This window comes from Saccharibacillus sp. JS10, assembly GCF_024436065.1.
Classification (GTDB): domain Bacteria; phylum Bacillota; class Bacilli; order Paenibacillales; family Paenibacillaceae; genus Saccharibacillus.
Map to the genome: position 1 here is coordinate 519,566 of NZ_JANFNS010000002.1, position 26,813 is coordinate 546,378.

A 26,813-nucleotide genomic window follows, 5' to 3' on the forward strand; every position below is an offset into this window, starting at 1 on the left:
TCATGAAGAAATGGTACCAAAAGATCCGGCGCTCAGATAACGAGCGGGGCAGCATTGTGCTTGAAGCGTCGCTGGTGCTGCCTATTTTTTTGTTCCTGTTTGTTTTTTTGGCTTATATCGTACAGATGACGGCGTACTCAACGGTGCTACAATCTACAGCTTCGGAAGCGGCTAAACAAGTCTCGGTACACTTATATCCCGTACAGATGGCAGCCGATCATTTGAAAAAAACAGAGCCGATCGCAAAAGGGCTCCAAGGTTTTTCGAAAATTTCATTTAGTGAATTGGCGGCTACATACGCTTCTGATCTTCCTGAACCGATCGGAGGTTGGGTAAGCGAAGCCGCTGCAACCGGAGACGTTCCTCTTCAATCGTTAAAAGACGAAGTTTCTTCGGCGGTACTGGATCCAGTGATCAAGCCGATGCTGCAACCTCTGATTAAAGACGGACCGCTCAAGCTCGATAAGCTTCATGTGATCGGTATTTCGGTTCCGACGACCGGAGAAACCAATCTTCCTTATTTCGGAATGGAACTGACTTACGAAATGCCGATCCGAGTTCCGTTTACGGGTAAGCCGATCTATATTCGCGCCAAAGCAGAAGAACGGGCATGGATCGGCGATACCGGAGAAACAGGTGGGGCGTCAGAAACTTCTTCCGATTCAAGCAGCGGCTCTGCCACGATTACTTCTGTACCTAGCCCTGCGTATCCGGGGAGCCGGGCGACGATTACCGCGAAGGTTGAACCGGGTCAGACGGCAACGATCAAAGTCGTTTACAAAACAGGCAATAGCCGTGCTCGTTACTTGGGACAACAAACGGCAGATGCTTCGGGGAAACTATCGTGGACATGGTTGGTAGGTGGAAATACGACACCCGGGGAATGGGCGCTTGTAGTCGAGACTGCAAGCGGAGCAACCGCAGAAGCTAGTTTTGAAGTTCGAACTCGCGATTGAATATTTAATAAAACAAAGAAAGAAGCGGGGGAGCAAAATGAATGATCTGATCGCTTATATCGGGTGTGGGTTTTTTCTGGCAATTGCGTTTATGACCGATATTCGTACACAAAAAATCCCGAATCTGTTAAATCTGGCTTTTGTTTGTAGCGGGCTGATCTATCAAGGGATTGTGCACGGTTGGGATGGGTTATTATTTGCGGCAAAAGGTGGAGCTATCGGATTTGTGGTGTTATTCGTGTTGTATGTATTAGGAGCGGTAGGAGCTGGGGATGTAAAGTTATTTGCCGGAATCGGAGCTTGGACAGGAACGCTATTTGCGGCTCAAACGCTGCTGTATTCGATCTTGTTTGCGGGAGCGATCGGTCTGGGTATCTTAATTTTCCGCCGCGAAGGCATGGTTCGAATCAAACGGATTTTCAGCAGTATATTCCGTGTTTTGATGCTTCGAAGCTTTGCGCCGCTTGCTTCTGATCGAGTCAATCATCTGACGTTTCCATTTATGTGGGCGGTATTGCCCGGCGCTTTAGCCGGATACTTTTATATGTACTAAGGAGTGTTGGATGTGGAAGAATGGATCACCGATTTTATTCAAAGCGATACAACGTATATGGTGCTAAAAAACAAACTAAGCGGCGAAGATTTGAACCGGGTGCAAGTCAAAATGCTGGCTTCTTCTAATGTGCCGCATGTGCTGGATCTGCATGTCCGCGAAGTGGATAACGAAGCACAGCTTCATTATAATATCGGCGGCAAAAGAATGTTATCGACCTGTATCAAAACCGAAAAAATCACGTTGGTCGAATATTACGCGTTACTTTTACAGATCGTAACGGCACTTGAATATGGAATGACTTATATGCTAAGCCCTAACGGATTTTTGCTACAAGAAGATTATATGTTCGTTGACGGCGCTCTATCGGAAGGAACTGTCTATCTAACGTATTTGCCTCTGAATAAGTCGGCGGAACTAGCTCCAAGTCGAGAGCGAATCGGCGGGCTTGCGGCACGTTGGATGGCGTATATCGACGATCTGCGAGGTAGCGGCGTTCAGCGTATTTTGCAAATGTGCGAACAATCTTCTTTTTCGTTACAGGCTTTAAAAAGTCTGTTGATCGGTCTATTAGCAGGAAGTGGTAAGCAACCAACCGGAAATTTAGTCGCAGCAGGAGCTGCGGCGACGCAAACTTCTTATCCGATCCATGAACAAAGCGGAATCTCTCATCAGTCGGAAAGATTTAATGCGATGCCAAACAATTACGCTGCTGCGCCTAACGGAGGTGTTGCTTATGCGGAACCGGCTGTTCCTTTTCCGGTACATTCATTGCCAATGTCTACACAGACTCAAGCGCCTTCGGCTGCCACGCAATCCGATCAGCATCATGTACGACTTGACGCTGGGAAACTGCAATCGAATTTAGAGCCTTCTTTAAATCAACAAGCGGAACTTTCGAATACTTCAGAAGAAGAATCGAAAAAAGATAAAAACGGACGCTTAGTCGTGCCGTTAATCAGTATGATGCTGTTGGCTTTATTATGGAAGTTTCTATATTTGGATAGTCCAAGTACGATCAATCTGCTGATTTGCGTTGTCGCTACGCCAATTATTCTTGTATTCGCCTATTTAGGCTGGGCGCGCAAATTGAAATTCAATAAGCGAAGTGCAGATCGGATCGACGAGCAAGAAGAAGCGGCTGCATTGTCTATGCCGTGGCAAGAACCTAGAGCGACTTCTACAGGTCAGCGCGTTTTTTATGGGCAACCTGAAGTTGCTTCTGCTGCTCCGATGCAATCGGAAAATTTTCAAGTTCCTGATTTTCTCAAGCCTGCGTCGTCTCGACAAGCTGAACGTACCGAGTATAGCTCAGGCATGCAACCACAGATAGCTTCGCAAGATGCAGTACCTAATTATGCAGCTGATTCTGCCACCGGTGTATTATCTTCACCAGCTTATCAACCGACTGTTGTATTAGGCAGCGGACAAGACGGATTTACAAATGCAGCAGGTCAAGCGTCGTCTTCTTCGTATCGATTGGAACGTTTGGAAAACGGCTCGCTTCCCAAAAGTATCGTGTTGCCAACCGGCAGCTTTACGATCGGTCGCTCTGAAGAAGTTGCGCAGCATGTGGAGACAGCAGCAGGGATCTCGCGTGCGCACGTGGAACTCGCATTATCTACCGCGCACTGCACGATTAAAGACATGGGTTCGCGCAACGGCACCAAACTCAACGACGAAGTTCTAACCCCTTACAAAGCGTATGATCTGAACGAAGGCGATACCTTTAAAATTGCCGGGATCTCGTATACGCTTCGTTGCGGATAGTTTCTTACACTCTCCAATCGCTATATATTATGGATCAAACGAGTCGAATTCGGCAACTTCCGAACCAGGCTCTTTTTTGATTTTCCTTGCTTTTTAAAAGGAACAAGGGATATTATGTTAAAAAGTAAAAAAGGAGGTAATACATAATGAAAAACACTAAAATCACAAGACTGAACTTGTCGGAAGGAATGATCAATAACAAAACTACGAGGATATTTGAAAGGGGCTAATTAAGCTCAATGACCGTATTAAAAAACTTTTTCCATTCTTTTAACCAAGTATTAACCCAGAGCGCAGATCAAGCTGCGGTAGATCCCCGTCATCGTGAACAGTTGCAAATGAATGAATACGTGAATCAAATGGAACAACAAGATCATGTCAAAAAAGGATTATGGATGAATTTGTTTTTGACGTTGAAAAAAGAGTTTTTCTCTTTTTTTGTACTGAGCTTGCTTGTTGCGACCGCGATGGCGGTACTTCCGCTGTTTTTGAATGAAGTATTTACGAGCTTGGAAAATCAAGTTTTGGGCGAACGTCTTCTTCAAGCGGCGTTAAGCCTGACTGTGCTTCTGGTTTTCAAATTAATAGTCGATACGTACTGCCGATGGAAAGAATCGAAACTGATGATTTTAATTCACCAAGTGACGATGCGATTTGTGTTTAGGCGTATTCAAAATATCGACGTTACCGAATTGCAAAGAAAAAATAAAGATCCGATCAGTTTTTTGACGATGTATGCGTCGCAAATAACCCAAATCGTTTATATCGTAGATTTTATAACGACTACTTTGCTGCAAATAGTGTTAATCGTCTTATTGGTTAAAGGATTCGGGTTGCTTAGTTTTGTGGTATTAGGTTGCCTGATTCTTTCGACTTTTGTTTTACAGCGGTTAATCGTTCTGATCGGCAGAGTCTATTTTCAATATATGACGCTCAACCATGAACGGATTAGCCTGCTCAAAACGACGATTGAAGAAATCAAAAAGATCAACCGGCAAAAGATCGAACCGCAATTTTCGCTGACTTTGAAAAAAGTCCGGAGTAAGCAAATCGGCGTTTTGAGAAAAAGAGCGACCTTGCAAACCATCAATCGTGTGCTTGAAGATAATCTTAGCCCGCTATTGTCGCTGCTGCTGGTGGTATTGGCGTTCCAGTCGAACTTGGGAATTTCGATTTCTGAGATTTTTTCGTTGTTGGTGATTTTAGGAATGATCTTAAGTAGCCTAAGTAATAACTTAGCCAACTACAGAGTCATTCGGAATACAAAAGAACCGACTCGGGAATTGGAACAAACGATTTTTAATGATACGGTGAAGCCGGATTTCAAAAGCGAAAATTTGGCAAAAGATGCGAAGTCGGAACTTCTTTTCACAAACGGTAACGAAGAAGAAGCAATTTCTATCCAACCGGGAGACAAAGTCGCGGTATTAGGAAAAAGCGGCGCAGGGAAAACTCGATTGTTATTAAAAGTTGCCGGAATCGAGAATTCTGCGTTTAAGTTTCCGTTGGAAATCGCGAATCCTTTTCGATCTTTGTTGGTGGAGAAAAACACGATCTTATTCGATGCTTCGATCCTCGAAATCATTACGCTTTTTGCTAAAGAAATCGATGCACATTGGTATCACTCAGCTGTTTCTAAAAGTGGCTTGCGCAAAGATTTGCTCAAAGAACCGGGTAGCGATCTACGGCTATTGAGCAGCGTCGAACAAAATCTATCCGAAGGGCAATTGCAACGCGTGATGCTGGCGCAAGCGCTCTATCATGATCCTGAGTTATTGTTGCTGGATAATATCTTTAGCTCGTTTGATGCCGAACTTGCACATGAAGTCGCGTCTCGACTTTTCAAAGATGAAAAGAAATCAGACACGGTTTTGTTCACGACAAGCCGAGCTGATCTTTTGCCGTATGCGGATAATTTTTTGATCATTGACGACGAACAGCTAATCTTGTACACCAAAGAAGAAGTGCAAAATCAAGATCAGTACGCACGCTTGAGCGCAATTCTAGGACAAGAGTCTATGGATGAATGGTTGGAGGAATTGAGGAAAGCGGAAGTTGAAAATTCTGGCTTTAAGTATGATTTTTCGAAAGAACTGCCCACTCAAACGCTCCATCAACCGTCTATTTCTTCTATTCCTATAGCAAGCACGTATGATCGTACAGAGAACGTCGCATATTCATTAAAAGACTTTTTCAAAAATACGTGTTCGATCTTTACGCCTCTGTATATGATATGGATTTTGGTTTCTTTGGTCGTCTATTCGGCATCTATTATTGTATTCCCTTATCTGATCCAGCAAGCAGACGGAACTCATCCTAACTTTTTGTGGCTCGGTATCGGAGTAGTGATTGCCGGGATCGTTGCCAGTATCATCAGGTATTTAGTCACGTACCGAGCTTCGATTGGTGCGATCGAACAATTGCATCAGTCGTTTTTCGATAGGATATTATCCGGTGAAAACAAGATTAACAAAAACAAAATGATCGGCAGAGTCACGGAAGACTATACCGATCTCGAGATGGAGCAGCCCAACAATCTCGTGTCAATTGCGATGGCGCTGATCTTATCTCTTGCGTATCTAGCAATATTTTTAGGGAATAACCTGATTTATCTGGTCATTGTAATTCCGATTGGCTTGGCTTTATGGCATACGTATTTTACGGTGAAAAAAGTCATCGTTGCCAGTAGCAGGCTGAAAGCGGATGTTCGAGGACCTGTGTTTAACTTTTTCAGTCCAAGTCTATACAATCGAACGTATCGGAATTCGGACATTTTCAAACAGAAAGTGTACGCTCGTTTTTCGGATTTAGCCGATATTCATTCGTATGGAGCATATTGGAGCAGCCTAGCGAATGTACGCGTATCTTTTTCGATTAACGGTCTTACGATGATTTTGTTTATCGGTATGATCTGGGGAACGGTGTGGTTTGGACAATATTCGTGGATCGCGTCGAGCGTCACCTTATATCTGGCGTATAACTTTTCCGGATATTTAACGGCGATAATCAATCAATTGCTAAAGATGGATTCAACCCAGATTCTGTTCCAAAGGCTTGCCGAATTAAACGGAACTTCAACTTTGCCTGCAACGCAAAAAGTCGCGAAGTCTGATCCAGATTATACAATCGATCGAAAGCAACTTAATGAAGAGAATTTGGCTTCGCTCCATCTGGTTGCCAAAAATCTCAGTTATCGCATGGAGGGAGAAGAAGCTTTTCTTTTCGAAAACTTGTCTTTTGAATTGAAAAATGGAGACATGATGGCTGTCGTAGGACCTTCCGGTTCAGGTAAATCGACATTGGGCAATCTGATCGCCGGTCGTTTGGAAGCTACCGAAGGGAAATTGATCGCAAAAGGAGAATCTTCGACAAGCGATAACTTTGACCATGTACTGACTGTAGAAAGCAATCTGCCTAAGCTTGCGATTACCGTTCGTGAATTTGTTGATCCTTGCTCCAAACATACGGAAGAAGCAATTCGTCTTTTGGCAACCGAGCTTCATTTGCACAAAAATGATTTGCTCAGTATGCCTTTGAATGATTTGAGTGCAGGGGAATTGCAAATCGTGAATCTGATGCGCGCTTTTCTGATTTCTCCAAAATGGTTAGTGCTAGATGAAGCGACGAGTTCAGTTGAAGCATCTGTAGAAAGAGCCATGATTAAAAAATGGCAACAAGAACGTCCGGAAACGTCGGTCGTGATGATTACACATCGGATCAGAAATTTAGATTTGTTTGAACAAGTGATTTCGATGTAGATTCATCATGCGACGAGCGAAAAGATTTCAAGAGAGTGAGGTCATTCAATGAATAAAATCGTGTTTAACCTAGCCTCATCCTTTTTAATGGGATTGCTCGCTTTTTATATTTTGACGCAGCAAATCACGGTCGCCGCCATATTCGTTAGCCTAGCCGCAACAGGAATTGTCGCACTCGGATACGTATTGCACGATCGACTCAAAAAAAGAAGTCAGTGATCTTGTTTTAACTCGCGAACCGCTATACCCATCTTTCCAATAAAAAAGAGTCTGCCCGGAAATCTCCGAGGCAGACTCTTTGCTTTGTTCATTTCTTCTCCAAATCCCGCACGGCATCTTCCGCTTCCACATGCTCGAACGTAAATCCGGCTTGTTCTGCCGCTGTCGGAACGACATGCTGGCCGCCGAGTACCATCAGCGACATTTCGCCGAGTACCGTCTTCATCAGAGGTGCCGGAACCGGGAACCAATGAGGTCTTCCGATGACTTTGGCGATGGTGCGTCCCAATTGATCTTGCACGACCGCATTCGGAGCGACTCCGTTCACAGCGCCGGAGATATTGGAATGAGTCAAGCAGAATTCGAACAGCGCAGTCAGATCATCGATATGAATCCACGACATCCATTGTTTGCCGCTACCGAGTTTACCGCCGCCCATCAGCTTATACGGAAGTTTGAGAACGGGGTATACACCTGCTTCGCGTCCCAGCACAAGCCCGATACGCACTTTCACTAAACGGATATTCGGGTTTTTCTCGATCGGATCTGCGGCATGTTCCCATTTGATCGATAATTGCGAAGGAAAATCTTGGCCGCCCGGCGGAGATTGTTCGTCAAATACTTGATGTTCGTCCGTGCCGTAGATGCCGATCGCAGAAGCTTGCACGAATACAGAAGGTTGATGTTCCAGACGGTCGATCGCTTGAATTAACTTTTGCGTAGCTTCCAGGCGGGAACGTTCCATTTCGGCTTTTGCCTGATCGGTCCATCTTTGCGTAAGGGAAGAACCCGCTAGATTGACGATTCCGTCGTAGCCGTCCAATAGCTGCGGATTTTGAGTAAGTTCGTCCCACGTAATCACGGCTGGCTCTGAACCCCGATTTTGCTCCGGTTTTTTACGCGAGATGACGACTACCGAATGACCGGAACGAACCAGTCGTTGCGCCAATTTTTTGCCGATAAATCCTGTACCGCCGCTGATTGCGATCTTCATGATAAACCTCCTGACCCAGCAGCCCGGGATAAATAACTGCCGTTTCCGCAAAATATAATTCTTTTTTTTCTATTAAACGCCGAACGTTTTCAAAATACAAATGGGAAGACAATCCAGCGGTTATTTATGACTTCCCACTTCCTCATAGATTTCTTGTCCGCTTCACGTTAAAATGAAACAAGGTTTGAGCAGTTTACTTGTTTGTATATCCAAAAAGGATATACAGAGTATCTGCCAACAAAGAGGAGGATGAAACATGCTTAAAATTGGCTCCCATGTGTCTTTTTCAGACAAGGGACTTATTAGTGCAGCGAATGAAGCGAATGGTTACGGATCGACATCGTTTATGATATATACCGGCGCTCCGCAAAATACGCGTCGCAAACCGATGGAGACGATGAATATCGAAGAAGGTCGCAAGCTGATGGAGCAAAACGGCGTCTCCGAGATTGTCGTTCATGCTCCGTATATCGTGAACTTAGGCTCGTACAAAGACGCGACGTACGAACTGGGCGTTAGCTTTTTGCAAGAAGAAATTCGCCGTACGCATGCTCTCGGAACGAAGCAGATCGTTTTGCATCCGGGTGCTTTTACCGATCGGGACGCGGAGTACGGGATTGAGCGTATTGCAGCGGGCTTAACCGAAGTGCTGCGCGGCGTACCGGAAACCGATGTGAATATTGCGCTTGAGACGATGGCGGGCAAAGGTACGGAAGTCGGTCGCTCGTTCGAAGAATTGGCGCAAATTATTGATAAAGTACCGGATAATGATCGTCTGAGCATTTGTATGGACACTTGCCATATTCACGACGCCGGTTATGATGTGGCTGGAGATTTCGATCAAGTGCTGAAGCAATTCGATGACATCGTGGGACTGAATCGTCTGGCTGTCATGCACATTAATGATAGTAAAAATCCGTCTGGCGCGAAAAAAGACCGTCATACGCCGCTCGGTACAGGATGGATCGGATTTGACGCGTTGAACAAAGTCGTGAATCACTCGTCGCTCAGCCATCTTCCGTTTATTTTGGAAACGCCGTGGATTGGCAAAGACGTCAAAACGCAGCGTCCGATGTACGAAGTCGAGATCGCGCTTCTTCGCGGCACAGTAGAGGAGCGCTTTGGAACAGGCTTTGCCGAAGACGTAGAGAAATTGCAATCGTTTTTCGCTTCCAAAGAAATCGATCCGCGCGCGTTTACTTTGGATGTATGGAATACACTCAAAAACGATGCGAAAGCGAAAAAAGCCGATCCGCGCGAACCGTTAGAACGTCTATATGATCTGGCGATCGAAGCTGCGTTACTGCCGAATCTGTCTGAAGAAGATTTGAATAAACGATTGATCGGCGTATTATCTGGAAAATATCTGAAATAGAATCAAGGGGGATCTTAGAATCATGGAGCGTCATATCAAAACTGCGGGTTCCGCGACTCAACAACCATCGGAACATCGCGCACGTATGCTTATTTCTTGCCCGGATGGTCCGGGAATCGTATCGGCAGTCTCACGTTTTCTGTTCGATCACGGTGCGAATATCGTCCAATCCGACCAATATACGATGGACCCGGATGGCGGGATGTTCTTTATGCGGATCGAATTCGATCTGGAAGGGCTGAACGAGAAGCAAGCGAAGTTGGAAGAAGATTTTGAAGAAATCGCGCAGCGGTTTTCGATGGATTGGAATATTTACCGCGCAGCGAAAAAGAAAAAAATCGCGATTTTCGTATCCAAAGAAGATCATTGTCTTGTTGAATTGCTATGGCAATGGCAAGCTGGCGATCTGGATGCCGAAATCGCGGTTGTCGTGAGCAATCATCCAGATATGCGTCAGTATGTTGAATCGTTCGGGATTGAATATCGCCATATTCCGGTAACGAAAGACAACAAGCCAGAAGCGGAACGTCAGCAGCTGGAAGCGGTAGGCGATGATATTGATCTGATCGTATTGGCACGTTATATGCAGATCGTGTCGCCGTACTTTATCGAAAATTATCGTAACCGTATCATTAATATTCACCACTCGTTTTTGCCGGCATTCGTTGGAGGAAAACCGTATGCACAAGCGTATGATCGCGGTGTGAAAATTATCGGTGCGACGGCGCACTATGTGACCGAAGAGCTGGACGGCGGACCGATTATCGAGCAAGACGTACAGCGCGTGAGTCACCGCGACGATGTGCCGGAATTGAAACGAATCGGACGCACAATCGAGCGAGTGGTTCTGGCGCGCGCTGTCAAATGGCATGCAGAAGACCGGATCTTGGTGCATCACAACAAGACTGTCGTTTTCAATTAAAATAAGACAAAATTGTAAACCGGTGATTTCGTAACTTAAAGCAACTTGGGATCGTCTTACTTAAGGGGAGACGTCCAGACTGCCAAGTTGGATCAAAAAGATTAGCCAAAAGGCACCCAAGGACGACCTGTTGATTGCTCAACAGGTCTATGTTCTTTTAAAGGATGTAAAAATCATCTAGTTATGGATAAGAGGTATGAAGGTCTTTGGCGCTTTTAATTAAAGAAAGGGGAAGATGAGATTGGATGTTATAAAAAAAGGAGTCAAAATCGTCTTCGCTGCACTGCTGGCGATGATGATCCTGATGACGGTAATTCCGACAGCACTTGTTCAAGCTCAAGTTGAATCCGAAAGTGATTCCCTACAAGTGACAACCGAATTCGGGTACGGCGGTAAAGTGAATGAAGGTCGTTGGAATCCGCTCAAAGTGACGTTAACGAGCAAGCGTGATCTGGAAGGCGACTTGGTTATTCAAGTTAGTCCGCAAAATGGATTAGGCGAAAGTACATATGTCAGACATGTTGAACTTCCGGCAGGCACGGCAAAAGAAGTCGTACTCGCAATTCCGGGAGGTTCGTATTCACGCAATACAAGTCTGCTTCAGTTTTATAAAGGATCGGTTGAAAAAGGGAAATCGGTACCTTTTAGCGAAGGACGTGCTTATTTATCGAGTGCGATTCAACAAGGCGGCGTGATGGGCGTATTATCGTCTGATCCCGACACCATGAATTTTATGAGTTTGTTGCAATCTACAGGCAGTCTTGTAAAAGTCGTGCCGCTGAAAGCTGCTGATATCGGCGAAGATCCAATGTTGCTAGATGGATTGGATGCGCTTGTTATCAACGATTTCCCGATGGATACATTAAACGAGGCTCAAACTCAAGCGATTCGTAGTTGGGTACAACGGGGCGGCACACTGGTATGGGGCGGTGGAAGCACCTATCCGAAAACGGTCGGAGCTTTGGAAGATCTATCTCCCGTTCAAGCTTCGGGAGGGACTGTACAAAGTTCGGCATCGACGTTGGCTTCCGCAGATCGCGAGAAAAAACTCCCTGCGAATACATCGCTTACGCTCACGAAAAGTGAAGCTAAGCCTAATGCACAAGTTCGCTATGAATCAAATGGCGTACCTATCATTGCTTCGATGCCAATGCAAGCTGGCGAAGTCTTTTATGCCGGATATGATCTTTCGCTAGAACCTTTGGCATCTTGGCAAGGCAGTGCGAAATTGTGGGGCGAGTTGCTGCAATCTCGTTTGCAAGGCAATGCCGTAGTCAATGGGATGTTTGGCAATGTCTATTCGAATTTATCGTATGCCCTGGATTATTTCCCTTCGATCCATCTACCTAAATTGAATGTGCTGGTATGGATGTTATTGATCTATGTGGTCATTGTTGCACCGATTCTGTATCTGATCTTACGGAAATTCGATAAGCGCGAATGGGCTTGGATCGGAATTCCGCTGATTGCAGTCGTGTCGAGCGCGGCAATCTATATGACCGGATCTTCGGATAAAACCAATGAACTTGCCCATACGCTCAGCTATGTGAATATGAACGGAGAAGGACAGGGCGTACGAAGCAATACGACTGCTTTATTTGTTCCCCGTTCGGGTGAGTATGAGATTGATTTTCCGCAAAACACATCGGTTTCGATGATGAATAGTGACGCCTTTTTCGGAATGAATGGTGAAGTTAGCCGCAAATTGTCTACCTTTGTTCGTCAAGAACCGGACAACACGCAGCTTCATTTAGGCGATATGTCGTACTGGTCGGTGTCCAAATTTGCTTTTGACGAAGCGAAGCCTGTCGATACCGGAAAATGGACAACCGATCTTAGCGTGGATGAAAAAGGCGCAATCGTAGGTACGGTGACGAATGACACGAAGCGTTCCTTTACCGATGTTGCGCTGATCGCAGGCAACCAATTGTACAAGTTAGGCACATTGAAACCTGCAGAAACCGTAACGATTGGTAAAGGATTCACGATTTCTTCGACTTATTATGATATTAGCAATCTACTGCTTACCAGTCAGACGACAGCCGAAGACCCTTATCTTCGTCAACGTTCAATGCTGCAAAATATGCCGGAAAGCAATGCAACGATGAATCCCAACGGAGTCGAGAACACTTATTTGATCGCTTTTGAAGAAAGTGCGGATGAACCTTTTGACGTAGACGGAAAGTCTGTCCGTAACGATCGACTGAGTTTGTATAAGCAGCCCGTGTCGTTAGAACTTATAAAAGATGGCGAAGTGCGTATTCCATCCGGTTATATCGGCGGGTATGTCGCACATACGAATACCACTCAAGTGAGCGACGATGGAAACGGTCGAATCAACGCTTCGCCGGGGGTTATGACGGTTGCGTATCAATTGCCGGATCTGGGGGAAGTGAATTACGAAGATCTAGAAATCAACTTGCCGGATGGACGTATTCAGACCGCGGCATTGGAATTATGGAATCAACAGAAAAAAGATTGGGAACCGGTCGATTGGAAAACAGGCGCAACGAACGCGATTTACAACAATGCTGCCGATTATGTGAATCCAGACAATCGTATCCAGATTCGTTTCCAAATCAAACAATGGACATCCCTTATATTGCCGCAGATCAAGTTGAAAGGAGCGGTGCAACCATGATCGAGATCAAAGACTTAAGTAAACGATACGGGAATTTCCAAGCGTTGGATCAGATTAGTCTGAATATCGAAGCGGGAACCGTTTTTGGATTTGTAGGACCGAACGGAGCCGGGAAATCGACGACGATGTCGATCTTGGCGACGCTCCTTTTGCCGGATTCGGGAATCGCCAAAGTCAGCGGTTTTGACGTCACGCGCCATCCGAAAGAAGTACGTCGCCGTATTGGCTATATGCCTGACTTTTTCGGTGTGTATGATCAATTCAAAACCGATGAGTATCTGCATTTCTATGGAGCGAGTTACGGGATTGCCCGTGCGGAGCGGGAACAATTGATTCCGCAACTGCTGGAACTTGTGAATTTGTCGGATAAAAAAGACGCGTATGTCGATGGTCTGTCTCGCGGGATGAAGCAGCGTCTATGCCTGGCACGAAGTCTGGTTCATGATCCGGAAGTGTTAATTTTGGACGAACCGGCTTCGGGGCTTGATCCGAGAGCGCGAATCGAAATGCGCGAGATTTTGAAAGAACTCAAACGGATGGGCAAAACGATCATCATTTCTTCGCATATTTTGCCTGAACTTGCCGAAATGGTCGATCAGATTGGCGTGATTGAACATGGTCGTATGGTGGCGCAAGGCAAAGTATCGGATATCCAAAGCCGGATGAGAGTCAATCGCGTACTTCATATTCGAACGATGAGCCGTCAAGACGAACTTGCGGAGAAACTGCAAGACGAACCCTACGTGAGCCGGGTACTGAGCGACGCTAACGGAATCCAAGTTCATTTTAGCGGGCAAGACGCCGAACAGATGCAGCTTCTTCGCCGTATTTTAGATTGGGAATATGAAGTGGTCTCATTCAATGAAGCGCAAACGAATTTGGAAGATGTCTTCCTTGAAATCACCAAAGGAGGAGCCGCGATATGAAAATGAAAACCAAATTCGGTGGCGGAAGCAATCTGTGGATCAATCCTGTACTCGACAAAGAATTCCGTCTACGGATGCGGACGCCGCGTTCTTTTGTCGCTTTGTTATCGTATATTCTGATTTTGGGGCTGCTTGCCATTGGATTTATTTACGTGACATTGGGGCTGCAAGATCAACAAAGCGGAATGCGGTTTGATCCTTCGGTGAGCCGCAGCTTGTTCTATGTGCTGAGTATCGCGCAGCTGGTATTGATCGCTTTTATGACACCGGCGTTAACCGCAGGCGTGATTAGCGGCGAACGCGAAAAGCAGACGCTGAATATCTTGCTCACTACGCAGCAAAGCTCGACCGCGATCGTGCTCAGCAAATTAGTGTCTTCGTTAGCTTTTATGATGTTGGTCGTCCTTGCGACATTGCCGATCTATAGCATCGTATTTTTGTATGGCGGGATATCGCCTTCGCAATTGATCCAAGTCTTTTTATTTTATATTTTCACGATGCTGCTGCTCGGTTCGATCGGCATCATGTGCTCGACTTTGTTCAAACGGACGATTGTATCGGTCATTACGACATACGGAATCTCGTTAGTGATCTTTTTGATTACAGGCATTGTGTATCTTTTGTTGCTTCGCGTTGTGCAGCAATCGTATTACAGCGTAGCGATTCCGCCGACGTATTCGTGGATCGGATTTATTTTGGGATTGAATCCGGCGGGAGCGTTAATCAGTATTTTCGAACCGACTCTTTCTTCGCAAGCTTTTTTGATGACTAATATGAATGCACAAAATCAAGCCCCGATTTCGTTATGGCTAGAGTTTGTTTTGGTCTACAGTGTGTTGATTATCGTGGCACTTTGGATTGCGATTCGCCGGATTCGTCCTGTGCGTCGTAAAAGTAAGAATCGATCTTCGAAATCCAATCATCCGGTGAATCCTTCTACATCTACGCAGTCAGACGTTGCCGAGATGACACCTAATCCTCCGGAAAAATCATAGAAAGGAGCCGCGATATGAAGCAGATTCTAACGTCGATCCGAGCCGTTCGATTGCGTTTGCAACTTTTCAAAGTGTTTTCTTATGCAGGGCGCGGTCTGACGATCGGATGGTTAGCCGCTGTCGCCTTGTGGAGTCTGTCTTTTGTAATACCGATTCCTTATCTATGGCTTTGGGCATTGACCTGCGCGGCGTCGGGTCTGCTTCTTGGCGCTGCTGCTTCTTTTCTTCATCCGATTTCTTTGGAGCAAGCAGCGAAAAAAATGGATCTTGCCGATTCTTCCGAGGAAAGACAAGATCTGATGATGACTGCTTTGGAGTTTCAGCAAGTGGATTCAAATGCAGCCAACTGGCAACGTAAACAAGCTCAAGCTTACGGCTTAGCATTTGTAGAGCAACGGAAAAAGCGATTGCCGCTGATTTGGAAGTGGAATAGCTGGATGGTCGTCTCGATCGGTTCAATCGCCGTTTGTGTACTGTTGTCGATCTTGCCAAGCCCTATGGATCAAGTATTAAATCAACGTGCACAGCAACAAGCAATGATCAAAACGCAGCAAAAAAAAGCGGAAGAACTGGCAAAAAAATTAAGCCAAGCGCCGCTTCAACCGGAATCGCGTCAATCGCTTCAAGAAGTACCGACTAGGCTTGCCAAGGAACTCGGCGACACGCGCCGTGTCGATCAAGCATTAGACAAAATGGAACAAGCGATGAAACAACTCAGTCGACAATCGGACGAAGCAGCGGAGGAGCAAAAAAAGCTGGAAGATTGGAATCGCCGTCTGGCTTCGCAAAAAAGTCTACAAGAAGCAGCTAAATCTTCTACAGAGCTGCCCAAGCGTACCGAAAATTTGAAAAAAGCTTTATCGAAATTATCGGAACCGCAAAAAAAGGAACTTGCCGAAGCTATGAAAAATTTAGCGAAGCAAGCTCCTCAAAGCGGGAAACAAACGGCTGCCTTGCAAAAAGCGTTGGAGCAAGCCGCGGAGCAATTAGCAAAATCAGGGCAGCTGAGCGATCAGCAGCTTCAAGATTTAGTCGAAAAAATGGCGGCGGCAGCGGCGGAATCGCAGTCGTTAGCGGAGCAAAGCGAACTTGCGGGGCAAGCGGCGGCGCAACTCGCTCAAAACGGAATGAATATGGCGTCAGAGCTTGCGGCTTCGGGCGTGTCCATCTCCGATACATGGGGAGAAGCAGGCGAAGCTGAGGCAGTGGCAAGTGCAGGATCGTCAGGAGAATCCGATTCTTCGGGCGATGGTTCCGGGCAAGGTCAAGGCGAAGGTTCTGCTCCATCGGGAGCGGAGAGCGGTCAAGGCGCAGGTCAAGGTTCTGGATCCGGTCAAGGATCGGGTCAGGGAGCAGGCACCGGTCAAGGAGCTTCCGGCAACGGTGCAGGTTCCGGGTCAGGCGGACAAGCGGGGCAAGGCGGAAGCGGAGCCGGGTTTGGCAGCGGAGGACGAGATCTTGTCACGACGCCGAGAGATCTGCAAGGTTCAGGCAACGTTCAATCCGATCAAGGGCCTTCTAGCGGCGGCGGTGAAAAGCAGAAGGGCGGAGTATCGCCGACTATTGACGGTACTCAGCGTCCGTACGATGAAGTCTATAGTCAATATTCACGGCGGGCGAAAGAGTCGATCGGTCGAAAAGATTTGCCGCAAAACGTACAAGGATTGGTCGAAAGTTATTTTACCGAAATTCAGCCCGGTTCTTAAATCGGCAATTTTAAAATTCAATCAAATCCACAGTGAAAAGGAGCGTATCTATGTTGCAAGAAACCGATCGGATCGACAGTTGGAGAGCAACGATAGAAGAGGTACGTCAAGAAATCGGGAAAGTCATCGTTGGACAAGCCGAAACGGTCGAGCAGATGTTATGGTGTGTGTTTGCCGGCGGTCATGCGCTGCTGGAAGGCATACCGGGACTTGGCAAAACGATGCTGGTACGCGCCGCTGCCGACACATTGGATTTGCCTTTTTCCCGGATTCAATTCACGCCTGATCTGATGCCTAGCGATATTACGGGAACCGATGTGATTCATTTTGGCGGAGAAGGCGGCGTCTCGGGAGAATTTCGCCCAGGGCCTTTGTTTGGCAGCATCGTACTTGCCGACGAAATCAATCGGGCTACACCGAAAACGCAAAGCGCGCTGCTTGAAGCGATGCAGGAAAAAACGATCACAGTCGGGGGAACGACGCATCGATTGCCGGAGCCGTTTTTTGTATTGGCGACGCAAAACCCGTTAGAAAACGAAGGTACCTATCCGTTACCCGAAGCGCAGTTGGATCGTTTTTTGCTCAAATTAGACGTGAATTATCCTTCGCCGGATGAGCTTAAAGAAATTATTCGCCGCACGACAACCACATTCTCGCACCAAGCTGTCAAGATCGCCGATGCTGCGTCCGTATCGGAAATTCAGCGCGGAGTGAAAGACGTATTAGTCGCTGAAGAAGTGTTGGATTACGGCGTCCGTCTACTCATGATGACACATCCCGATCAACCGTATTCCCCAGATTCCGTCAAACGATATGTCAGATTCGGTTCGGGTCCTCGCGGTCTGCAAGCCATGATCGCGGTCGCGAAAGTTCGCGCGATGATGAAAGGCAGAATGCACGTATCGACAGGGGATTTGCGAGCGGTTGCTACACCTGCCATGCGTCATCGGTTATTGCTCAATTTTGAAGGGCAAGCAGACGGCATTTCACCGGATTTGCTGGTCGCCGATATTTTAAAAAGTCTGGAATCTTCGAAATGAAAAATCAACCGTTGCTGGAAGCGGATTGGATTGCTCAATTGGATCGCTTGACGTTATCGACAAAGCAACGCGTGCGCGGCACCCGGCAAGGAAGACGCCGCTCCAAAGAATTGGGCGTATCGCTTGAATTCGCGGATTACCGGGAATATACGCCGGGTGACGATGTACGCAGATTCGATTGGAGCGTATACGGGCGTACCGGACGCAAAGTGGTTCGTCAGTATTTGGACGAACAAGAACTTCAAGTGACGCTGTATGTCGATCATTCGCAATCGATGCAGTTCGGGGATGAACACGGATATTCCAAATGGTTACATAGCGCCAAACTTGCGGCAAGTATCGGTTATATGACGCTTGCGGCTTATGATCGGCTTGCGATTTACCGGGTAGACGATGAGATTAACGAAGGGCTTCCTTTGTTGCGCGGGCGAGCTGCGGCGCATCGTTTACTTTCTTTTTTGGAACATACAGAAGTGTCGGGGCGAGGAAGTCTAAGCGAAGCTTTTCAAAACACAGCCAAGTTACCGAAGTTGCCCGGAATGACATGGATCTTCTCGGATTGCTGGACAGAAAGCGGCGAAGCCGAACTTGAAGAAGCGATTGCTAGACTGCAAGCCGCAAGGCAAGAAGTAGTCTTGGTTCAAGTGCTAAGCCGAGAAGAGATTCAGCCGAGCTTGACCGGAGATTTGAAGCTGATCGATGCGGAGCTAGGTACGTTCAAAGAAGCGGCGATTACGGGCAGATTGATCGAGGCGTATGAAAAAGAATTTGCCGCTTACCGGGGACGACTCGCCGAATTTTGCGCACGCCGAGGCGTTGCTTATGTACTGGCGCCTATTGACGTACCGCTTCGCGAAATCGTATTTGGCAGATGCCGTGAACTCGGATTGATTCGCTAACGTCATCGTAGAAAGGAGGTGCGGATTGTGGGGATCGGTTCTTGGGCTGGGCTATGGTTTTTGTGGAGTATTCCGCTTATCGTCTTGATGTATCTATTAAAGCGGAAATTTATCGACACCCCGGTATCTAGCCATTTGTTATGGAGACGGGTACTTGAAAATACCGAAGCCAATCGTCCGTGGCAAAAATTGCGGCATCGTCTACTGATGTGGTTGCAATTGTTAGTTGCGGCTTTGTTGATTTTTGCTTTGCTGCGTCCTTTTCTTTGGACCGAACACGGAACAGGAGGCAACGTCGTCGTGGTAGCGGATGTGTCCGCCAGTATGAGCGCGGTATACCATTCGGATTCTGAAGCTCAAAATTCGACTGCATCCGTTACGCGATTGGACGAAATGAAGCGGCAAATTTTAAACGATACGGCGCAAAGCACAGGCATGACGTTACTCAAAATGGGCGGAACTCCAGAAGTGATCGTATCGTCGTCTGACGATACAGAAGCGTGGAAAAGCGGAGTGGAACAATTACAGCCTAGCTTCGGATCTACTTCTTACCTTGAAGCTCTGTCATTGGCTTCGGCGGTCGCCAAGCAACAAGAAGATGCACGGATCATTGTATATACGGATGGTCAATGGGATGAATCGGTTGAAGACCTGGGTATCGATGTGCCGATCGAAGTTCGTCGAATCAGCGCAGGAAATTACCGTAATGCGTCGGTTCAGCAATTCGGCGTAGAGGGAAACCGAGCCGTTGGCGTCGTAGCGAATACGGGCGATGAAAGTATGGAAGTTACCGTAGAGTTATCTGAAGATGGACGATCCACAGAAACTCGAACCGTTCAGCTTCCGGCGGGCAAGCGCGAAACCGTCAGTTTTGAACAGATCGACGAAGCGGAAGTTTACCGATTGAGCCTGACAGGCGCAGCAGACGATTATTCGATCGACGACAATGCTTTTGCTTTTCCCGAAAGCGATGCCGATGTGCATGTATTATGGATCTCGAAAGGCAATTTGTTTTTGGAAAAAGCATTGCGTTTATCTCGAGCGGAAGTGACGCGATTGGACGTTTCGGGCAACGCCAGCGATTCGTCGGAAAACAAATCCGGTCAAGCATCGGATCAGGCGTCCGATTTGCCGCTTCCAGAAAAGCAGCCGGATATCGTCATTATAGAAGGGCAAGTTCCAAGTGCGTTACAAAGCGATAAATGGGCATCGGTATTGAACAAAGCGGCAATCTGGCGAATTGGCGGTGCTGAAAATACGCAGCAGCCTGCCAATCGGCGCGTAGAACTGAGATCTCATCCGTTAACTCGTTATTTAGCTCTGGAAGAACCTTATTTCGGTGCTTTAACGGAAGGTGAGCCGACGGGGCTCCAAACGGTTATGAGTATAGACAACCAACCTGCGATTGCAGCCGGAACCGAACAGGGGCGACGCAGTCTATGGTTCGGCTTTAACTTGGAAAACGGCGATTTACCGCTCAATAGCGAGTTTCCGGTATTGATCAACAATGCGGTGAATTGGTTGTCCGGAGGGCGCGGCGGTGGATTAGGTCGAGCGGTTCCCGGTGCTTTGGTTGAAATTCCGATTGCAGCGGGTGCGGAATCTGCGAATTGGCGTCCGCTTCAAGGATATGCCTTTGAACATCAAAACGACGCAGAGCCGAACGCTGATGCAGTCTCCGTTTCGCAAAAAGGCTTGGCTTTAAATTCGTCGCAAGCTGCACCTTCTGTTCCGGGGCTATATGCGTTTGAACAACAAGGTTCAGGGCTAGAAGCTGCACCCGTGTATCTGTTAGATGTATCGGCGGATTTATCGGAATCGGTGTCGCCGTCGAGTGAAAATCCGTTGTTGGAACTTGTTTCAACTGAACAAGGAACGGATGGCTCGACGTTGCGAACAGGTTCCAGCGAAGATTTTCGCAATCAATTGCCGCTTACGGTTCCGATCGTCGTGGTTATCATCGCAATTATGTTAACGGAATGGGGGGTGTATCGCCGTGGGCGTTCAATTTGATAGACCGTGGCTACTTCTGTTACTCGTTCCGCTGATCGTATTTGCGATATACGCTTTTCGAGGATCGTTCAGAATTTCAAAGTTTCGACATCGATTAGCGGCGACGTTCCGTACATTCGCTTTACTGTTACTGGTCTTGTTAATTGCCGGTATCCAAATCTATAGCGTAGAACGTCATCATGAAGTGGTCTATGCGGTCGACCGATCATCGAGTAACGAAGCCAATAATCAAGATCGAACATGGATTTCTTCTTCGCTGGCTCAAAAATCTTCGGAAGATCAATTTTCTGTGATTTCGTTTGGACGCAATGCTTCCGTGGAGCAGACTTGGGATACTCAGCCGACGCTAGGATCGTTAGATTCATCGGTTGACGCGGATTATACGAATATCGAACGTGCCTTGCAATTGGCTTCCGGCATGTTCAAATCCGGCGATTCCCGAATCGTATTGCTCAGCGACGGGAACGAAAATATCGGACAGGTCGAAGACACAGGGAGGCTTCTGCGGAATCGCGGAATCAAAATCGATGTCTTGGAAAAACATAATAATACCAAGCGCGATACGGCGATTGATTCGCTAAACCTACCGGGCAAATTGTATGTCGGGGAATCTTTTACCGTAGAAGCCAGATTAACGAGTACCTTTTCGGGCACCGGAGAAATCACGTTATACGAAGACCGGGTCGAAATCGGAAAGCAGACGGTACGCATAGAAAAAGGCGAAAATAGCGTGCTTCTGCAAGGTCTGGCAAAAAGCCCGGGGCTGCACCGTTACCGAGCCGAACTCAATATGCCCGGCGATGAACAATCGGCAAATAACGCCGCTTTTGCTTTTACCCGCGTATCGGGTAATCCGTCTGTGCTAGTCGTCGAAGGCAAACCCAATACTTCGGCAAATATCACCAACGCGCTCAATGCCGGATTGATCGATACGACCGTAATTGTTCCGGGGCAATTGCCGTCAGAAATCGCCGATTACGCGAAGTACGATAGCGTGATCTTCAATAACGTGTCCGGCGATTCGTTGGGACAATCCAAAATGGAAACCATCGAGACCGCTGTTCGCAGTTACGGAATCGGATTTATGATGAGCGGGGGCGATCAAAGCTTCGGGCTAGGCGGGTATTTCGATACGCCGATTGAGCAAGCTTTGCCGGTGTCGATGGAGCTTGAAGGGAAACGCGAAGTTCCTGAACTGGGTCTGATTTTAGTCATTGACCGATCGGGGAGTATGAGCGGAAGCAAGATCGAATTGTCCAAAGAAGCCGCGATGCGTACGGTCGAGCTGATGCGTTCCAAAGATACAGTAGGCGTGGTTGCTTTTGACGATACGCCGTGGTGGGTCGTTGAACCGCAAAAGCTGACGGACAAAGAAGCGGTTTTGGATCAAATTCAATCGATTCCGAGCGCCGGAGGTACGAATATTTATCCAGCGATGGCTTCGGCAGCCGAAGCGATCCAAAAGATCAAAGCACAGCGTAAGCATATTATTCTAATGACCGACGGGCAATCTGCCGGCGGCGGAAGTTACGAAGAACTTTTGAACACGCTGGCTCAAAACAAAGTAACGGTATCTAGCGTTGCTGTGGGTTCCGATGCGGATCGCGGACTCCTTCAGATGGTCGCGAATTTGGGCAAAGGGCGCTTTTACGATGTACAAGACGAGACGACATTGCCTGCGATCTTTAGCCGCGAAGCGGTACTGTTGGCTCGAACGTATGTCGTCGATAAGCCTTTTACGCCAGCCCTAGCTTCACCGGGCGATTGGGCATCTTTATTTGCAAAAGGCGTTCCGAATCTCAATGGCTATATAGCAACGACGGCAAAACCTTCGGCTCAGACGGCTTTGGTCAGCCCGGAACCGGACCCGGTGTTGGTTCGTTGGCAATATGGTTCCGGTCGAAGCGTAGCCTGGACGAGTGATCTCACGGGCGAATGGTCAAAATCTTGGGTATCTTGGGACGAATTTGCGAATACGTTGACCCAGATGGTCAAATGGACGTTTCCGCAATTTAGCGCATCGCCTTATGTAATCGAGACCTCGCGCGCCGAAAATGGAACAGAACTTGTGGTTACGGCTACAGACAGTCCGTCGAACTCTCAGCCCGATGAGTTGATCGCTTCGATCGGTGGAGGGGATAACGATGAGACCCGGCAATCGGTGTCTTTGGTTCAGACTTCGCCGGGTCGTTACACGGGCATATTGCCGATTCTTGAACCGGGTGCTTATTTACTGAATCTAGCTTCGCCGGACGAAGAAAATGTTGCGGTGACCGAAACTGCAAAAGAGCCTGCGGCTCCCGTTGCGGTCGGAACCGGCTTGGTCATTCCGTATTCGCCGGAATACGAAATCGATTTGAATCAAAGCGAAGGCAAATCACGGCTTGCCGAACTTGCAAACTTAACCGGAGGCCGCGTCTTGTCTTGGGACGATCCGGCGGCGGTCTATGCGCAGCCTGCGGCTCCGCATAAGCAGATGCAAGATTGGACATCGCTGCTTCTTGCGATGGTGCTGGTCTTGTGGATCGCCGATATTGCGATCCGGCGCCTTGCGTTTCCGTGGGAACGGCTTGCCGCTTGGGCTGCGGCGCCGCTTGCCGCGATGCGCCGGCGAAGCTCCGGCGACGCGTCAGACGCAGCCGCTTCTACGGAAGCCAGCGTGCTTGCGCGCTTGTCTACCGCCAAGCGGCGAAGCGTGACCTTCCGCGGCGGCGAGAAATCTGCCGCCGAAGAACTTGCCGCGCCGCCGAAAGGCGCGGCAGGCAAGTCTGCGACGCAGCCGTCTCCCCGCGCCGAAGGCGGGGAGCTTAAATCGTCGCAGACCGGCATCGCCAATGCGGCGGCTCGCCTGCGCGCGGAGCGCGAAAGCGGCGGCGCTTCGCAGCCGCGAGCCGCGAGCGAAGAGACTCGCGGCTCTGCTTCCTCCGGCGAACCCATCTCGCCGGAGAAGCCTGCCAGCGCGAAGCCGCCCGAACCCGGCGGCAGCGCGATGGAGCGCTTGCTTGCCGCCAAGAAACGCGGCGGCAAATCATAAAAAAACGACCTTTGATCCAACTGCTGGCGCAGTTGAATTGAAGGTCGTTTTTCTGTACATCCCTTTTGTATTATCTGCGTAGTTCGTAGAACTCGCATTGCTCCCGATCGTAATAGTCCATATCGCTGACACTGGACTGAATCGCGATCATCGAAGGTTCGAAACGAACGATCATTCCGCCGGCATTAATCATTTCGTCATCGCGAAATACCCGGACCACGCGTTCTTGTTCCATCGCTTCTTGAAATTCAAGATCGGTTTCGAGTCTGCGGTTGCTAGCCATGAAGTTCCTCCTTATTTCCCTTAAATCCGTTTTAAATACGACAATACGATTGTAACATACAGTATGAACGATATAATAAAAGAGAACGCATACATGAACCAAAAACGTTATCGAAAAAGGAGATCATCTCTATGGAAGCTATACTTTTATGGCAAGAAGGCGTACCGGATGCACTCGGAACGACAGATGAAGATACACCCGCAATCTTTCCTTATCTCGCCAAAGGCGATCATCGCGCCGCGGTTATCGTATGCCCTGGCGGCGGTTATCAATTCCGCGCCGATCATGAAGGCGAACCGATTGCGTTATGGTTAAACACACTTGGAATTTCGGCATTTGTGATTCGCTATCGGGTAGCCCCTTACCGCTACCCAAGCGCGTTATCCGATGTGCAACGTGCCATTCGCATTCTTCGCCACCGCGCCGAGGAATTCCGTATCGACTCTAAAAAAATCGGCGTGCTCGGTTTTTCGGCAGGTGGACATTTAGCTTCCACAGCCGGAACTTTATACGACGAAGGCAATCCACAATCGCCGAATCCAATCGAACACCATTCCAGCCGCCCAGATCTATTAATGCTATGTTACCCAGTCATCACGATGGAGCAACCTCACACCCATCAAGGCTCGCAAATTGCGTTGCTCGGAGCAGACGCTTCTACCCAAGACATCGAAGCCCTGTCCAGCGAACGCAACGTAAACGCCAACACGCCACCCACGTTCTTATGGCACACTTCCGAAGACGGCGCAGTACCCGTCGAAAATAGTCTTCTATTCGCTTCCGCCCTCGGACGCGCCGGCGTATTATTCGATCTACACGTCTACGCCCAAGGCGGACACGGTATGGGCATGGCTACCGACGACCCCCATGTCCGCCGCTGGACAGACGAATGTGCATCTTGGCTGAAACTAAACCGCTTCGCTGATTAATATAAAATACGAATATAAGAACTATGCAAAGTGAGTTCTGAAAACAGGTATAAAGTAATTAGAATATCGAACACCTCTTAAAGTAGCTAGAAGCGAAAAGGCGGAGGGAGGAATTCAGTATAGGAGCGTTAGCGTTCGCCTTTGAAATCGGGAAAACACAAAGTTAAATTCCAATCCATTTTTCCCAATTTCAACAAGCGACCGAAACGAATTCCTCTCGAAGCCTTTTCGCTTCCCCCACAAACATAACTTGATAAGCTCCAGGACTGCTTAAGACTAAGTCTAAAGCGGTCTTTTTACGCTTAAATAACTAAGCCGATTATCCGTTATTCATACTAATAAATATTTTACAAAAACTGATTCATGAAAATTAGAACAGGTGAATAAAAAAGTGACAAGGAGGTGGAAACGTTTCCTGTAAGTTCATAACATAACGACAGTTCACAAATACCAAAACATAACCTGTTCAAAAACCTCTAATTGTAACCGTTTACTTTTGAGAAAACTAGGGTATTTTTAGAATCAGCCAAACGCATTTAATAAAAATCAAAAGAAAGCGTTCTTTTTATTTGTGAATTTTATTTGAATGATGTTGACATGTCGAATAATGGGGTTTATGATGTGTATCGAAACGATTCGATTTTACAAGAAAACGCTTCCTAGTGTAATAGGAAACGTTTCCCATGAATTTCGACGAATTTACAATCAGTGAACTAAATTTCGACAGTTGATTGATTAGACCGAGGTGAAGCGGCAAGCGAGATGAATATCAAGGACATTGCAAAAATTTCCGGCGTGGGCATATCGACGGTATCGAGAGTGCTTAACAATAGCGGAGTTGTCAGCGATACCACTCGTGCCAGGGTGCTTTCGGTTGTGAAGCAGTACAATTACGTACCGAACAGCAATGCCCGAAATTTGAAAAAGACACAGTCCAACACGATCGCTTTGATGATCAAAGGCATATCCAATCCTTTTTTCGCCAATATGATCAAAGAAGTTGAACGTCAGGTGCATCTAAGAGGTTGCCCGCTGATGATTCAGCAAGTGGAAGACGGCGTCGATGAAATTGCGGCAGCCATGCAGTTGATTCGGGAAAAAAATCTGTACGGTGTGATTTTTATGGGCGGTACTTACGATCATTCCGAAGAAGAGTTCAAGCAACTAGGGATTCCTTTCGTACTGACGACGATTACCACCATGAAAGAAGTTGATCCTAACGTGTTTTCCAGCGTATCGATCGACGACGTACAGAGTGCTTACAAAGCGACCAATTATTTGATCTCGCTTGGGCATCGTAACATTTGTTTTATGGCAAGGTACCCTCTAATGGAGAATACCATTGGTAATCGCCGATTGTTGGGTTATAAGAAAGCGCTTGAAGAGCACGGAATCGAATACGATTCGGCGCTCGTCGAAGATTGTGAATACGCTCCGAGTTTTGGTTTTGCAGCCGCCAAGCGTTTGCTCAGTAAAAACTTAGGTGTCACGGCAATGTTTGCAGCATCCGACGCAATTGCAATCGGTGCCGCCAAAGCCGTATTATCTTCGGGTCTATCGATACCAGGCGATATCTCGATCGTCGGCTTCGATGGAATCGAAATGGCGGAGTATTATCATCCGTCGCTCGATACGATTAGCCAACCGGGCGTCGAAATGGCTCACGTCAGCGTCGAAATTTTATTCGATCTGATTGCGGGCGAGACGGCGAACCGACATGTGGTATTCGAATCCATGCTCGTCAAGCGAGGCTCTAGCCGAAAAATCAATTAAAAGCCCGAAAGGGCTTTGCGATTGCAT

The 26,813-nt window shown here is 47.6% G+C and carries 19 protein-coding genes; 17 read left to right on the top strand and 2 right to left on the bottom strand.

What is annotated here, in order from left to right; all coding sequences use genetic code 11:
* The first annotated feature begins 2 nt into the window (after positions 1-2).
* From NOM90_RS07820 to NOM90_RS07840, 5 genes are all read left to right on the top strand, one after another.
* A complete protein-coding gene (locus tag NOM90_RS07820; protein ID WP_255941149.1) occupies positions 3-956 on the top strand; it encodes a TadE/TadG family type IV pilus assembly protein in 954 nt (317 codons plus the stop codon).
* Positions 957-993: 37 nt separating this feature from the next.
* Positions 994-1,509, top strand: coding sequence for an A24 family peptidase (locus NOM90_RS07825; protein ID WP_255941150.1), 516 nt, complete (start codon positions 994-996; stop codon positions 1,507-1,509).
* 12 nt (positions 1,510-1,521) lie between these two features.
* Positions 1,522-3,279 (top strand): DUF6382 and FHA domain-containing protein, encoded by a 1,758-nt coding sequence (locus NOM90_RS07830; protein ID WP_255941151.1) that lies wholly within the window; start codon positions 1,522-1,524, stop codon positions 3,277-3,279.
* Between the two features lie 239 nt (positions 3,280-3,518).
* Positions 3,519-7,037 carry an ATP-binding cassette domain-containing protein gene (locus NOM90_RS07835; protein ID WP_255941153.1) on the top strand — a complete coding sequence of 1,173 codons (3,519 nt, stop codon included), beginning with the start codon at positions 3,519-3,521 and terminating at the stop codon, positions 7,035-7,037.
* 48 nt (positions 7,038-7,085) lie between these two features.
* Positions 7,086-7,256, top strand: a complete 171-nt coding sequence (locus NOM90_RS07840) for a hypothetical protein (RefSeq protein WP_255941155.1) — start codon at positions 7,086-7,088, stop codon at positions 7,254-7,256.
* 88 nt (positions 7,257-7,344) lie between these two features.
* Here the strand turns inward: NOM90_RS07840 and NOM90_RS07845 are convergent, their stop codons facing one another.
* Positions 7,345-8,250: a TIGR01777 family oxidoreductase gene (locus NOM90_RS07845; protein WP_255941157.1), complete on the bottom strand. Its 906-nt coding sequence runs from the start codon at positions 8,248-8,250 to the stop codon at positions 7,345-7,347.
* Positions 8,251-8,506: 256 nt separating this feature from the next.
* Here NOM90_RS07845 and NOM90_RS07850 point away from each other — a divergent pair, with 256 nt between their 5' ends.
* From NOM90_RS07850 to NOM90_RS07895, 10 genes are all read left to right on the top strand, one after another.
* Entirely contained in the window at positions 8,507-9,625 is a 1,119-nt protein-coding gene (locus tag NOM90_RS07850; protein ID WP_255941159.1) for a deoxyribonuclease IV, read from the top strand.
* A gap of 22 nt (positions 9,626-9,647) precedes the next feature.
* Complete coding sequence (gene purU / locus NOM90_RS07855; RefSeq protein ID WP_255941161.1) at positions 9,648-10,547, top strand: formyltetrahydrofolate deformylase; 900 nt, start codon at positions 9,648-9,650, stop codon at positions 10,545-10,547.
* Positions 10,548-10,788: 241 nt separating this feature from the next.
* Positions 10,789-13,188: a DUF7408 domain-containing protein gene (locus NOM90_RS07860; RefSeq protein ID WP_255941162.1), complete on the top strand. Its 2,400-nt coding sequence runs from the start codon at positions 10,789-10,791 to the stop codon at positions 13,186-13,188.
* Complete coding sequence (locus NOM90_RS07865) at positions 13,185-14,114, top strand: ABC transporter ATP-binding protein (RefSeq protein ID WP_255941163.1); 930 nt, start codon at positions 13,185-13,187, stop codon at positions 14,112-14,114. Before NOM90_RS07860 ends, NOM90_RS07865 begins: the two co-directional genes overlap by 4 nt.
* Positions 14,111-15,109 (top strand): ABC transporter permease, encoded by a 999-nt coding sequence (locus NOM90_RS07870; protein ID WP_255941165.1) that lies wholly within the window; start codon positions 14,111-14,113, stop codon positions 15,107-15,109. The genes NOM90_RS07865 and NOM90_RS07870 overlap by 4 nt, the downstream gene beginning before the upstream one ends.
* A gap of 14 nt (positions 15,110-15,123) precedes the next feature.
* The gene (locus NOM90_RS07875; RefSeq protein WP_255941166.1) at positions 15,124-16,815 is read left to right on the top strand and encodes a phage tail tape measure protein; all 1,692 of its coding nucleotides are present in this window, start codon (positions 15,124-15,126) and stop codon (positions 16,813-16,815) included.
* A 50-nt stretch (positions 16,816-16,865) separates the two neighbouring features.
* Positions 16,866-17,855 (top strand): AAA family ATPase, encoded by a 990-nt coding sequence (locus NOM90_RS07880; RefSeq protein ID WP_255941167.1) that lies wholly within the window; start codon positions 16,866-16,868, stop codon positions 17,853-17,855.
* Positions 17,852-18,754, top strand: a complete 903-nt coding sequence (locus NOM90_RS07885; protein ID WP_255941168.1) for a DUF58 domain-containing protein — start codon at positions 17,852-17,854, stop codon at positions 18,752-18,754. The genes NOM90_RS07880 and NOM90_RS07885 overlap by 4 nt, the downstream gene beginning before the upstream one ends.
* Positions 18,755-18,781: 27 nt before the next feature.
* Positions 18,782-20,767: a vWA domain-containing protein gene (locus NOM90_RS07890; RefSeq protein WP_255941169.1), complete on the top strand. Its 1,986-nt coding sequence runs from the start codon at positions 18,782-18,784 to the stop codon at positions 20,765-20,767.
* Positions 20,751-23,801: a VWA domain-containing protein gene (locus tag NOM90_RS07895; RefSeq protein ID WP_255941170.1), complete on the top strand. Its 3,051-nt coding sequence runs from the start codon at positions 20,751-20,753 to the stop codon at positions 23,799-23,801. The genes NOM90_RS07890 and NOM90_RS07895 overlap by 17 nt, the downstream gene beginning before the upstream one ends.
* Before the next feature lie 70 nt (positions 23,802-23,871).
* Here the strand turns inward: NOM90_RS07895 and NOM90_RS07900 are convergent, their stop codons facing one another.
* Complete coding sequence (locus tag NOM90_RS07900; protein WP_255941171.1) at positions 23,872-24,084, bottom strand: hypothetical protein; 213 nt, start codon at positions 24,082-24,084, stop codon at positions 23,872-23,874.
* A gap of 131 nt (positions 24,085-24,215) precedes the next feature.
* Between NOM90_RS07900 and NOM90_RS07905 the strand changes: the two genes are divergently transcribed.
* Positions 24,216-25,013 carry an alpha/beta hydrolase gene (locus tag NOM90_RS07905; protein WP_255941172.1) on the top strand — a complete coding sequence of 266 codons (798 nt, stop codon included), beginning with the start codon at positions 24,216-24,218 and terminating at the stop codon, positions 25,011-25,013.
* A gap of 762 nt (positions 25,014-25,775) precedes the next feature.
* On the top strand, positions 25,776-26,786 hold the full coding sequence (locus tag NOM90_RS07910) for a LacI family DNA-binding transcriptional regulator (RefSeq protein ID WP_255941173.1): 1,011 nt from the start codon (positions 25,776-25,778) through the stop codon (positions 26,784-26,786).
* The last annotated feature ends 27 nt before the right edge of the window (positions 26,787-26,813 follow it).